Raw genomic sequence first — 12959 nt, forward strand, 5'->3', positions numbered from 1 at the left:
CTGATGTTCTTGTTACTTTCTTTCTCTCGTGGGGTTCCTGATATGGGATTTTCAAGGTTGTCGCTGGGCTCTTAGCCGCCGGTGGAGTGAGCTACGGTGCCTATGCCGTATTAGGGCCGGACTCTTCCGATGACGTCATTACGGTCCAAAACGTCATCGATGGCGACACCATCGATGTAGCGCAGGATGGTGAGACCACGCGTATTCGCCTGCTCAACATCGATACGCCTGAGATGGGCAAGGAGTGCTTGGCCGAGGAAGCAAAGCAATACTTGGCAGGCCTGCTGCCAGTAGGCACGGTAGTGACGCTGGAGTACGACGATGAGCGCGAGGACAAGTATGGCCGCACGCTGGCCGGTGTATTCAAGGAGAGTTCGCTCATCAACGCCTCCGTTGCTGAGGAAGGTTTCGCAGTGCCGATGAAAGTGGGCAGCAACACCCGCTTCTTCTCGGAGGTCTCTGCCGCTGCCGACCGAGCCCGTGCTGCGGGCAAGGGCATCAACTCGGCCGGTCCGGAATGCAGCTTTGGCGACGACAGCGCCTACCAGTCCTTCCAGGACGCACGCTCCGCCGTGTATGAGGCGCGGCAGTTCCACTTCAATGACATGTGGAACGACGAGCAGCTCGACAAGGCTCGTAGCCATGCCACCCGTCTAGCCATCGCGAAATTAGCCGTAACCAAGCTGGAGAAGGCCATGGCGGAACAGTCTGAGTTCCAGAAGGAAGCGTTTGGCAAGGAGCAAGCAAAGCTTCTCGACGAACTGAAGAAGGACGCCACTGAGCGAAAAGAATCTTTGGATCGCGAAATCTCCTCCGCCAATGAGGAACGCGAGAAGAAGCGCGCCGAGGAAGAAGCAGCACGCAAGGCTGCGGAGACTGCCCGTCGCGCGGAGCAGGAGGCCCAGCAAGCAGCACCCGCCTACCAGGCACCAGCCGCACCGGCACCTAGCAATCCGGTGGACAACTACACCGGTTGCCGCGCCTACAACGGAAACTACGCAATGACCAGTATTGACAAGAAGGGACGACCCTACGCCAAGATTGATTGCACCACACGCGTGCAGATTGGGTAAACACGAGCTGCAAATACCGGAAATACCCGGATAAACGAAAGTAGTTAACCCGTGAGAGAAGCTCGACTGCAGTTGCACTGTCGTCGATGCGCATGCCGCGTTGACGGAGAAACTCAACTTGTTGTTCGCAGCTCAGGCAATTTTTTTGGAATATGTCCACGTCTCCGTGAGAACGAAAGGCCCCGGTCATTTATGCGTTCCCTACAAGGGGAAGAGGCCCGACCGGGGATCTATCGTTCGGTATTTTACTACACCACGCTGTCTTACTACAGGTGAGCGGTCACGCCTGGGCCATAGGGTATTTCTAACGCGAAGAATACAAGGAAGACGGCCAAGAAGGTACAGAAGAACGCAATCGTATAGGGCAGCATGATGCTGATATATGTGCCCACACCCGCACTCTTGTCGTACCGACGGATATACCCCAGGACGATCGGTAGGTAAGGGGATACCGGTGTCACCATGTTCGCGGAGGAATCGCCCATACGATAGGCCGCCTGGATGAAGCCAGGGTGATAACCCAATTGCATAAAGAGTGGAACAAAAACCGGCGCTTCCAATGCCCACTTGGCGCTGCCTGACGGAATGATCAAGTTGAGCAGGGCTGTGAACACGATGTATCCGATAATCAGGAAGATTCCGGTAAAACCAATTTCTTTTAAGAAATCACTACCGTTGACCGCTAGCCAGATACCGATGTTCGACCACTCGAAGTACTTGATGAATTGCGCGATGGCAAAGACCATTACAATGTAGCCGGACATTCCGGAAATACCCTCTGCCATATATGACGACAGATCCTTGGAGTCCTTAATCTTCCCCATCAGGATGCCGTAGCTAGTGCCGAGGAGCATAAAGAAGCCGAGTATGATCGGAATGATGCCCGACATGAACGGGGAATCGATGATTGCCCCGTTTTCGCCCCGGAGTGGGCTATCGGGGAGCAATACGACTACCGCAATTAGTACGATGTACGCCGTCCCCAGGACAGAAGAAAATAGCAGGGCTCTGTCGCTTTCCTTTGTCTCTTCCTCTAGCTCCTCGGCGTTTATTGAACCTTCGTACTTACCGAGGCGCTTTTCGGTGACATAGGTAGTGACGAGTCCTCCAACGAGCGTAAGGGCGAAGACGCACACAACGTTGAAGTACCAGTTTGCAACGGCTGTTACATGCGCCTCTGGGTCGACAATTCTCGCGGCTTCGGTGGTAATTCCCGCCAGCAGTGCATCAGTACCGGCAACAAAGAGGTTTGCGGTGAAACCAATGCCCGCACCGGCGAAGCCTGCAGCGACACCGGCAATGGGATTTCTTCCCGCGTGGTGAAAGACGATCCCGATCAAGGGCGGGATGACAACCATCGCAGCGTCGGAAGCGAGGTTGCCGATCACTCCAATGAAAACCGCCGCGTAAGGGAGGGCCGCGAAGGGCACTCGACGAACGGTCTTTTGCACGGCGTGCTGAATGTAGCCGACCTGCTCGGTCAAGCCAATGCCGAGCATCACGGCTAGGACTAGTCCCAGGGGCGCAAAACCGGTGAAGTTCTCCAGCATCGAAGTCAGGATGTACTCGATGCCTTCACCCGACAGAAGGCTACGAATATGGACGTCTTCCCCGGTTCCTGGGTGGGTGACCGAACCTCCGAAAGCATGGCCTATCGCAGACATTACCATGACTGCTAACGCCAGAATTACAAAAAGCAGGAAGGGATCTGGCAAGGCATTGCCGACCTTCTCGATCGTACGGAGAACATCTCGACCGAACTGACGAGTCGAGCGTGTGGATGACTTTTCCGCACTTTCTTGGGTGACCGGCGATGAGTGGGAGCTAGCGCTAGACATAGCCACTCCTTACTTAGTTTGCTGGGGTGTTATTCGTTGAAAGTTCGCTTCGCTTCTTCCACGACTTCGGGGTCGCGGAAACCGGCTAGCAAGGTGGCGGCGAGAATCAAAGCGCCGTCGATGATCGTTTTCTTTGCATCAGGACCATCGGCAGCTGCTGCGAACTCACGGGTATGAGGCGGGGCATCCTGGGTCAGGCGGATCATTGGGTGGATAGCAGGGACTACTTGGCTAACGTTGCCCATGTCTGTAGACCCAGAGAACAGTTCGTTCGGAGTAGTCTGGCGCCCAACAGCCGAAAACGCTGCTTCAGCGATGGTGACCAGAGTCGGGTTCGACTTCAGCGAAAGATAGGGCGGAGTAGTCGAGGTGATGCTCACAGTGCAGTCGGTGGCAAGAGCGCCAGCTTCGAAGCAATTCTTAACGCGCGGAACAACGCTCTCGAGAAGATAATCGGAGTCCGATCCACGCACGAAAGTCCGAATTCCAGTTAGCTCAGGAATTACATTTGGTGCTTGCCCACCGTTAGTGATGATCGAGTGGATTCTAATATCATCCTTGATCTGCTGGCGGAGAAGGCCGATCGCATTTAGCGAGAGAGTTGCTGCGTCGAGTGCGTTACGCCCGTCTTCCGGCGCAGCCGCGGCATGGCTGGCCTTGCCCTTGAACTCAACATCGAGAGCGACGCGAGCAAGGCTCCCTCCCCCGACCTTCTCCTCGTTGCTCGGGTGGATCATTACGGCGTAGTCAACCCCCTCGAGCACCCCATTCTCGATCAACGGGACCTTACCTGCCCCGCCCTCTTCACCGGGGCTGCCGATGACCACCAAGTGAGCGCCCGTCTTCCCATCGGCTTCCAAATCTGCCTTAGCGATTTTCGCTGCGCCCAAGCCGCTTGCTGCGATGATGTTGTGGCCGCAGGCGTGGCCTACCTCTTCCAAGGCGTCGTACTCACAAAAGACTGCCAGTGTTGGCGAGTCGGCGGTTGCACTGGCCGAAGACCATTTGCCGACAAAGGCCGTTTCAAGGCCTCCGAAACCGCGGGTGACCTCGAACCCGGCGTCCTCTAACTCAGCGGTAAGGCGCTTAGCGGCGTGGTACTCGGTGAAACGGATTTCAGGGTGATCCCACAGATCCTTGGCAACGTCGGCGAGGTTGTCGGCAAATTGGTTGGCGTAGCTTTGCAGCGAATCTACCAAGTCCTTGATGTTGGTCGAAGACGGCTCTTGCTCAAACATGGAACTCCTTGACGAACGGAAATGAGACATAGATGCAATCCGCGCAAGTTAATGCCATGGATCACATTGTCGAGGTATGTTATTTAAATAAACTTTCTGAAAGCTCTCTTTGTTTGAATGACGTCTAAAAACAGGAGAATATGTTCGGTATGGACTCTGGGATAGATCCTGGAAAGACCATGATGTCGGAATTGGACTTCGCGGTATTTGATGCCCTTCAACGCAATCCCCGCGCGCCCTGGGCGGAAATTGCGCGGACAATTGGGGTAAGTGGCCCCACGGTGAGGCGACATTGGCACGCTCTGGTGGAGTCGGGAGCCGGTTGGATCGCTACCTACCCAAATAGGGTCCGTGGGTTGATGTGCTTCAGCGTGCGGGTCAAATGCCAGCCAGGGTTCGTCGAAGCGGTCGCCAAGCAACTTTGTCAGGTCCCAGAAGTGATGTCGGTAAGTGAGATGACCGGCGCGTACCAGATTCAGCTCATAGTCTTTGTTCCTGACAAGAGCCGCGTGCGCCCAGTACTCAATGTGTCCATAGGACAGGTCGAGGGCATATCCGAACTAATCATTTCACTAATGTCGGATGTCCAGCTTGAAGGTGCTCAGTGGAACAGCGGCACCCTTGGCCGAATCGAAAAATCGCCCAACCAATACAAGTTCCCGGAAGTAGAGTTCGACGAACGCGTGGAAAAGACGCTTCGTGTGTTGGAATGCGATGGACGAGCCGGCGCCTCGCGTATTGCTTCATCTTTGGGTCTCGGTGACCCACAGGCCCGACGGATTGTTAAACAGTTCCTCTCACGGCGGGTCCTTATCCAGCGAGTGGAGGCTGCACCGCTCCACGACGAATGGCCTGGGGTGCTGGCCCTATGGCTGCTGGTCCCGCCGGCTAAGCTCGACGAGGTAGTCACGAAGATCAAGACCTTTCCAGACGCGCGCTTGTGTACAACACTGGTAGGTGGGGAAGCAAACCTCTACGTCATCTTATGGCTAAGGTCCTTCAGCCAAGCCAACGAAGTGGAATCTGACGTAGTCCGCGGCTTACCGACTCGCGTAGTCAGCCGCAGCATCCTCCTGCAACACCACAAGAGGGCGGGAGTTCTCCTTGACGAAGAGGGGCGGAAAATCGGCCACGTCCCCTGGACCGATAGTCCTTCACTGCATGCACATGTATTACATGCGTGCTGATCGTGAGGAACCCTCGTTTAGTGGACACTAAGCAGATGAGTTTGATGGGAATTGAAGGGGTTTCACCGCGTGATTGGATAACCTGGGAGTCCTGTAAATTTCAATGAAAGGAACCCCTATGAATCAGGATTTCGCCCTCCAGACCCCACGGCTCGCATTGTCGGTGCCTACAGATGCCGATATTGACGCCATCTTTGCCATTCATTCGGACGCCCGCACCTACGAGCACCGCCCTGAATTGGCTATGAAGACTAGGGAGGAAGCCGCGGAACTGGCACGCTCGTGGCAACAGAATTGGAGTGAAAAACAGCTGGGCTACTACGTGGTGTCCACTCACGATGGAACGACCATTGGCTTTACCGGCGTGCGTCATAGCGAAGAAGCCGGTGAGGAAGTGCTCAACCTCTACTACCGCTTCGCACCCGAATCGCAAGGCCAGGGCTATGCCAAGGAGGCCGCAGCCGCTGCGGTTGCCAATGCGCGCGAGCGTTTCCCGCAGCTCCCAGTCGTTGCGATAATCGACCCCACTAATGAAGCGTCGATTGCCCTAGCATTGAAGCTCGGACTTCAGCACGTCCCCGGCGCAGGAGTGCCGGGCGACTACGAGGTGTATCGACTGGGCTGATAAAAAGAATTACCTCATCAAGGTCTATGCCACATTGACGAAGAAGCTCAACTTATCACTCGCAGCTCAGCCACTCTTTTGGTACGTGGGAATGACTCCGTAGAACTGAAATACCCTGGTTATTGATGCAGTCCCTGCAAGGGGAAGTGATCCGAAGGAAGATTTAGTTGCCACGAGCCCGGCAAGAAGGTCTTCAGATAGCGAACAATCCCATCCAGTACGGGCTTGGGAGTAAACGCGATGAAGGCTCCTGCCAGTGCAGCGATCACCCCGATAGCAACGGCTGCTCCACGCGAAGAACCAATCGATGATTCTTCTGTCTTCCCACCGTCTGCTGGATCGTTTGGCTCATCAGGAGTCTTCAAAGGTGAGAGCTCACCATGCCGCTTGATGTACTCGGAGAAGACATCGACGTCGATTGCCGTGCCAGTAGAAGTAACACGCGCATCGCTGAATGAATCGATCTTGTCGCCACCATTCACCACGTAATTGCTAATGGCCAGTGAGTACGTGGAATTCATGTCCATTGACGTGCCATCATCGAGCTTTATCGCCCTGACGCGCTCACCGAATGGCGCATTCATGTCGTAATCAAACGTGAATCCGGCAGTCCGTGGGAAGCCATTCCCACCATCCGGATTAGATTCAATACCCTTTTCCAGTGCATCTTTAATCTGTGCGCCCGTTGCTTGAATCGCGATTGGTGAGTTACCGAAAGGAAGCACCGATTGCGCATCGCGACGGGTCAAGGTCCCTTCTTTCATGTCAGCACGCTGGCCGCCACCGTTCTGCCATCCGAGCTGAGTATCGAAATGTTCGCGGTATGCATCCGCTACCAACGGGCCTAGTTCTGCTTTTGATAAAGCCTGCGTCGCAGTACCAAGTTGCTCACCCAGTTGACGGTCTAATTCACCGTAGAGTTTCTCGCTGCGTGCCTTCCACTCTTCGTTAGCAGGAAGCGATGGATTGACCGGATGGTTCACTACCTTCACCGTGGTCTTCTGCGTGGAACGGTCAACGGTGACGTCGAGGTGAACCAACGTTCCATAATCAGCACGCGGTGCGATAATCGGCCGATCATCTGCGGTGTAGGTTACTTCTTCCGGTGATTGCGCCTCGTTTTCTTCACGCAGCGCTGCTGCAAGCTCGGGAATCTCTTCCATTACCCGAGTGGTGTCTTCTTTTGAGATCTGGCTCAGCAAAACGATCGCATCAACGCCTTCTTCTTGGAGCTTGTTAACCCCGGCGCGTGCGGATTCAGCGAAGTCCCCCGTCACGACATCCTTGGCAGCTACGGTTCGATCAAGGTCGGCAGTAAGAGAAACAAACCCGACGGTGAGTTCACCGGATTTAGCAGTGAAGGTGGTCCCGTCATCGCTGATCGGCTCGCCATTCTGGGTAGTCAGGTTGCTGGAAATCCACGGAAACTCGGCCTTTTCGATAAGGCTACGAGTATGGTCCACGCCGTAATCAAAGTCGTGGTTGCCAAAGTTGCCGACGTCCACGCCGAGTTCGTTAAAAGCCTCGACAAATGGCTCACCGCGAAAGACTGAGCCGAATAGGCTGCCGGCAGCAAGTTCTCCACCAAAGGCGACGATAGGGTCGCCTTCTTCTTGGCGGATATTCTCAAGGGCAGTTGCTAGGTAGGCGATGCCGCCTTGGTGGCTCCCGTCATCCCAGGCTCGGGGCTCAAACTCCTTCATGTCCTGGAAGTAGACAACGTCTCCGGTCGCTACTGCCGCCTGACCTGGGTCCGATTCAGCAGCGATAGCGTTAGATGCGTTGAGAGAAAGAAGAGCAGTCAAAGCAAGAATGGTGTGACGATTGCGCATAGAGGCATTCTGCCTAACGCGGCTAGAGGTTCCTCGACCTTGAGGCAAAATCTAGATGAACATTCATAGTCCAGATGCTTACCGCTGGGCACGAGCTACGAAAACTCCTAGACCGCGGGCATGCCCCTTCAGGAATCCCACGCCTCCAATGCCCTAACCGGGTACCGCCCATCAACGGTGAAACGCTGACACACCACCTGGGTGTCATCGTTGATATCTAGCTCTCCGATGTATTCAACGAACTCGGGTGAACACCAGAACTGCTCATGCCCGGCGCGCCAGTCGCTGGCATCGGCGTAGCCCTCGCCCTCGGCGATGGCGTGCTCGTCGCTGACGGCCACAAGCCGGCACACGTAAACCTCGGTGGTCCGGATGACGCACACCACGTTGTCGTGTGAATCGAGGACGGCCTCAAGGGTACCCACACCCTCCTGCGGATCGTGGTCGCGCGGGTGCTCAACCAGCAAGGATGACGTGGTGGTTTTGGTGCCGTCCAGGATGGCGGTGACGAGGGCGTCGCGAAGCGGGCCCGGAAAGGCGAACTCGCCGCGGGGCAGTGCCGATATGGGTTCCAAAGCATCCTGAGCCATACGTTTACAGTACGTGGCTCAGGAATGCTGTTGACCAAGCACATGCTAGCTTGCCGTTTCGTCCAACTGGACGTTCGATCCGCGTGTTCGAATCATTCGCAGCGATGTCCGGCCCCGCTCCTAGCGTTAAAGATGCCCCTACACGGAAGGCTGGGAATCCGCCCTTCTTCCCTATCACTCTGGGGCCGAGCCGCCACTTCCCATTGCTTAGCGGCGCGGCCCCTCTTTCAAACTTCACAGCTCTTCATAAACTTCAAAAAATTCAAAAACTTCATAAACTTCACAAGACTTCAAAAGCTTTGTGGTCTAGAGTGAGTGCCATGAATCCGAAACACACCAACCCTTTTACGGCTACCCTCGGCGCCACTCCCCCATTGCTGGTTGGCCGCAGTGATGCCATTCGTGATTTCGGTTTCGCGCTCGATGAAGGCCCCGGCGCCCATGAGAGGATCTCGCTCATCATCGGCCCTCGCGGCATCGGAAAGACAGTCCTTCTTAACGCCTTCGAAGACGAAGCACTCACGCGCGGTTGGCTCACCCTCAGCGACACTGCAACGGCCGGTTTCGTTGAACGCTTGCGCAGCAGCATCATTCAACTCTTGACTAAAGACAGGAAGCAGCTCAAAGGCCTCAACGTCTCCATCCTCGGCATTGGAGGCGGGCTCAACTGGGATACGCGAGCCATTGCGGAATCAACGTACTCGCTACGTAATGCGTTAAAGGATTTACTGGCCTATAAACGTGAGCTTGACCGAAAAGCCCGCCAGGAGCCTGGTGGTGTGCTCGTGACATTGGATGAAATGCACCACCAACGAAGCCAAGAGCTCATAGAGTTCGGCGCCACGATTCAACATCTGGTTCGCGAAGGTGAAGACATTTCCGTTGTCATGGCAGGCATCCCATCCTCAATTAGACCACTACTTTCCGGAAAGCTGAACAGTCGCGGCGACACCAATCCAGTTACCTTTCTTCGACGCGCTAACCGCATTGAGCTGGGCAGGGTCTCCGATTCGGATGTACGTGAAGCACTGGAGGAACCCCTTCACAGCGCCGCCACCTCATGGTCAAAGGACGCTTTGGAAACCGCGGTTGAGGCGTGCCATGGATATCCATTCATGATTCAGCTAGTCGGCCAGTGCTCATTCAGGGAAAAGGAACGTACCGCTGACGGAGGTACCGAGATTTCTATCGACGCTGCCCAACGCGGAGTCGCAACAGCACAGCGAAAGCTCGGCCAACTTGTTCATGAGCCCGCGCTCTCGGATCTCTCCACTGTCGACCGAAGCTTTTTGGTTTACATGGCCCAAAGCGATGGCCCTGCCAAGATGGCGGATATCAAGGCACGCTTCAATAAGACTGATTCTTATGTAGGCAACTATCGCCGCCGGCTTCTCGACGCCGAAATGATCACCACCACGGGCCACGGCGAAGTCGACTTCGCCTTGCCATACATGCGCGACTACCTCCGTGCGCATGCGGCAAGCCTCATTGTTGAGGACTTCGATTCGCAGTAGCGGAAACGCCCCGATCCCCCGTGCGCTGCACGCCACGCCCACCCCCGCACCCCGATCCCTAATATTCGCGCAGAGTTTCCACCCCACCCAAAGTTATGCATCCGGCTCACTGTCGGTCTGCGGTCTCCGCCACCGCTAGGGTCGTCGCAGTAGTGGAGGGGTGGGGCGTCGGCAAGCCCAGCAAGAGTGCGCCCACTCCCCCACCGCAATACATGAATAAAAGTGAATAATATTATGCAGAGCGCCGTAAAACCTCCATCTACGTGGGCTTTCTTTCACCCACGCGAGGCTTGAAAAAATATTCGGCGTCCATAAACTTGTCGTGTAGTTCACAGACCAATAGTTCCGGTGAACCAGTTCACCACGTTGCAGGATGGCGCCGTGCAGGCGTCAAGAAAGGTTTCAGAAACATGGCAGCTTCCCCGTTAGGAGTCTGGTCCGAGGTCGGCAAACTCCACCAAGTCATGGTGTGCGCACCCGGGCTCGCGCACGAGCGGCTCACCCCCAGTAACTGCGCTGAGCTGCTTTTCGACGACGTCCTCTGGGTCGACGAAGCCAAGAAACACCATGCGGAGTTCGTCGCCGAGCTGCGCAGCTACGGTGTCGAGGTTCTGGAAATGCACAAGCTTTTGGAAGAGACCCTGGACACCCCGGGTGGGCGGGATCTCATCCTCGACTACAAGCTCCTCGATAAGAATGTGGGTGCGGGCATTGGCGGCGAGCTGCGCCACTGGTTCAATGAGATGCCCACTGCACGCCTGGCCGAACTCCTCATTGGCGGACTACCCTTCGCCGAAATCCCGAAGGGCCTGGGTCACGGCACCATCGACGCCATGCGTGAGGTCTACGGGCCGTCCGCTTTTGCGCTGCGCCCATTGCCCAATACGCAGTACGCGCGGGACAATTCGGCGTGGATCTATGGCGGCGTGTCCCTTAACCCCATGCGTATGCCAGCGCGCCACCAGGAAACGCTGCTCACCCGCGCTATTTATAACTATCACCCGCGGTTTGCGCAGGCAGACTTCAAGTTCTGGTACGGCAACACCGATGAGGAACCGGGGCTTGCGGCACTGGAAGGCGGTGACATCATGCCGATTGGCAAGGGCATCGTACTGGTAGGCATGGGTGAGCGCACCACCTGGCAGGGCGTAAGTCAGCTGGCCATGCGCCTATTTGAGGAAGGCGCCGCCACCAAGGTCATCATTGCGGCCATGGCCAAGGAGCGCGCCTCCATGCACCTCGACACCGTGCTTACGTTCCTTGACGCCGACAAGGTCACCGCCTACCCCAAGGTGGTAGACACCATCCGGCCGATAGTCCTGCATCCTTCGACAAGCACGGCGCCTTTCGACGTCGAACTGCCCACCGAGTCCTTCCTCGAGGTCGTCGCCAAGGCGCTGGGCATTGGCGCCTTCGAAGTCATCGAAACAGGCGGCGATACCTACGCTGCCGCCCGTGAGCAGTGGGATGATGCCAACAACGTCGTGGCTATCGAACCCGGCGTGGTGGTGGCCTATGACCGCAACAAACACACCAACGCCAAGTTGCGTGCCGCCGGCATTGAGGTAGTGGAGATCGGATCGGCAGAGCTGGGGCGCGGCCGAGGAGGCGGGCACTGTATGACCTGCCCAATTGTCCGCGAGGCCGTCGATTACTAGAAAGAATTTTATGACTTCGTCCAAAGCCGACACCACTGCACATACCACCGACTTGGGGGATTCCACACAACCTGCGAGCACACCACCGAAGTCCGAAGGCACGGCGCTGAGTTGGGTTCTTGCGCTTTTTGGCACCGCGATGGGTGCCGGAATCCTCTTTCTGCCGCTACAGGCAGGAGCCTTTGGCTTCTGGCCGCTCGCCTTCGCCACGGTGATCATTTTCCCTTTGGTGTATTTCTCCCACCGAACCTATGCCCGCATTGTCGCCGGCGCCCCTGCCCAGGACTACGGGCTGGACATCTTGGAACTGGTGCGCAAGTACCTTGGACGCAACACAGGTTTGTTCGTGGCATTGATGTACTCCCTGGCCAACATCCCCACGGTGTTCATCTATGCCATCTCCGTAACAAATGCCATTGATAGCTTCATTGTTAACCAGCTCCATGGACCTTCCATCAACCGCTGGGTGCTTTCGGTGCTGTGCGTGGGCACCCTCACCGGAATTTTCGCCATCGGGCGCAAACCCATGCTCTGGTTGGCACAAATTCTGGTTTATCCGCTCATCATTTCGCTTGCAGCAACGTCGATCTACCTCATCCCCCAGTGGGATTTTCATTCCTTCCTGGACGTGGACTACAAAGACGGAAGCTGGCCAAATATCTTGCTCGGCGCCGTTCTTATTCTCCCCGTGCTGGCTTTCTCCTTCTCCCACATGGCGGCGCTATCGCAAATGTCAGTGGACATGCAATCCACTTACGGCAAGAACACCGAAAAGCGAGTCTCGCGCATTGAGCTCTACACGGCCGCGCTGCTGGTCATCTTCACCATGTTCTTTGTCTGGTCATGCGTCTTGGCGCTGGGGGCTGACGGTATGCGGGAGGCTTCCGAGCAAAACATTCCGGTGTTGTCCTACTTTGCCAATGTCACCGGAGTTCACGCGCTGGCCGTGTTGGCACCGTTAATCGTCATCTTCGCCATCGTGACCTCCTACTTTGGAACAATGCTCGGCGCAGAAGAAGGTACCTCCTACATGGTTCGCCTACTGGCTCCGCGCACAGCAAACCGGCTCAACCGACGTACATTGCTCACCATTGTCTACGTCTTCATTTTCATCACCGGCACTATGGTCTCCGTGTTTAATCCACCGATTCTCAACCTCATCTACCTGGTGGGCGGCGTGTTTGATGCAATTCTCATCTTCTTGCTGCCGGTGTACATGTTCCACAAGGTCAAGGAGTACAAGAAATTCCGGAATGACCCATGGAATTACTTTGTCTTTGCCCTGGGTTCAGTCATTTTGGGCATTACCATCTGGGACCTGTTCTAAGAACAAAAGCCGCCCCCACATGTCCCACCCCTGCATTGAGGCAATCAAATGTTGGTGAACGAAGGGTCAAAAGGCTG

Annotated in this window: 10 protein-coding genes and 1 pseudogene; 7 read left to right on the forward strand and 4 right to left on the reverse strand. The window is 55.9% G+C overall.

Annotated features, from left to right (window positions below; translation table 11 throughout):
• The first annotated feature begins 86 nt into the window (after positions 1–86).
• Positions 87–1073, forward strand: a complete 987-nt coding sequence (locus HMPREF2526_RS01040; protein WP_246819836.1) for a thermonuclease family protein — start codon at positions 87–89, stop codon at positions 1071–1073.
• Between the two features lie 266 nt (positions 1074–1339).
• Here the strand turns inward: HMPREF2526_RS01040 and HMPREF2526_RS01045 are convergent, their stop codons facing one another.
• Positions 1340–2911, reverse strand: coding sequence for an AbgT family transporter (locus tag HMPREF2526_RS01045; RefSeq protein WP_049155923.1), 1572 nt, complete (start codon positions 2909–2911; stop codon positions 1340–1342).
• 29 nt (positions 2912–2940) lie between these two features.
• Positions 2941–4149 (reverse strand): M20 family metallopeptidase, encoded by a 1209-nt coding sequence (locus tag HMPREF2526_RS01050; protein WP_046649203.1) that lies wholly within the window; start codon positions 4147–4149, stop codon positions 2941–2943.
• A gap of 182 nt (positions 4150–4331) precedes the next feature.
• Between HMPREF2526_RS01050 and HMPREF2526_RS13760 the strand changes: the two are divergent.
• The 3 genes and pseudogenes from HMPREF2526_RS13760 to HMPREF2526_RS01060 all read left to right on the forward strand — a co-directional run.
• Positions 4332–4454, forward strand: a pseudogene (locus tag HMPREF2526_RS13760) (AsnC family protein); the annotation flags it as partial.
• Between the two features lie 54 nt (positions 4455–4508).
• Positions 4509–5336, forward strand: a complete 828-nt coding sequence (locus HMPREF2526_RS01055; protein ID WP_230308963.1) for an Lrp/AsnC ligand binding domain-containing protein — start codon at positions 4509–4511, stop codon at positions 5334–5336.
• Positions 5337–5454: 118 nt separating this feature from the next.
• Positions 5455–5961 (forward strand): GNAT family N-acetyltransferase, encoded by a 507-nt coding sequence (locus HMPREF2526_RS01060; RefSeq protein WP_046649201.1) that lies wholly within the window; start codon positions 5455–5457, stop codon positions 5959–5961.
• Positions 5962–6080: 119 nt separating this feature from the next.
• Here HMPREF2526_RS01060 and HMPREF2526_RS01065 read toward each other — a convergent pair whose 3' ends face one another.
• Both HMPREF2526_RS01065 and HMPREF2526_RS01070 read right to left on the reverse strand, forming a co-directional pair.
• Positions 6081–7793, reverse strand: a complete 1713-nt coding sequence (locus HMPREF2526_RS01065; protein ID WP_070545295.1) for a bifunctional metallophosphatase/5'-nucleotidase — start codon at positions 7791–7793, stop codon at positions 6081–6083.
• A gap of 128 nt (positions 7794–7921) precedes the next feature.
• Positions 7922–8383, reverse strand: coding sequence for an ASCH domain-containing protein (locus HMPREF2526_RS01070; RefSeq protein WP_070545297.1), 462 nt, complete (start codon positions 8381–8383; stop codon positions 7922–7924).
• Between the two features lie 320 nt (positions 8384–8703).
• Between HMPREF2526_RS01070 and HMPREF2526_RS01075 the strand changes: the two genes are divergently transcribed.
• From HMPREF2526_RS01075 to HMPREF2526_RS01085, 3 genes are all read left to right on the forward strand, one after another.
• On the forward strand, positions 8704–9897 hold the full coding sequence (locus HMPREF2526_RS01075) for an ATP-binding protein (RefSeq protein ID WP_080975097.1): 1194 nt from the start codon (positions 8704–8706) through the stop codon (positions 9895–9897).
• A 410-nt stretch (positions 9898–10307) separates the two neighbouring features.
• Positions 10308–11555, forward strand: coding sequence for an arginine deiminase (locus tag HMPREF2526_RS01080; RefSeq protein ID WP_070545299.1), 1248 nt, complete (start codon positions 10308–10310; stop codon positions 11553–11555).
• Between the two features lie 10 nt (positions 11556–11565).
• Positions 11566–12882, forward strand: a complete 1317-nt coding sequence (locus HMPREF2526_RS01085; protein ID WP_046649197.1) for an amino acid permease — start codon at positions 11566–11568, stop codon at positions 12880–12882.
• The last annotated feature ends 77 nt before the right edge of the window (positions 12883–12959 follow it).

Source organism: Corynebacterium sp. HMSC070E08, from assembly GCF_001808895.1.
In the GTDB taxonomy this organism is placed as follows: domain Bacteria; phylum Actinomycetota; class Actinomycetes; order Mycobacteriales; family Mycobacteriaceae; genus Corynebacterium; species Corynebacterium hiratae.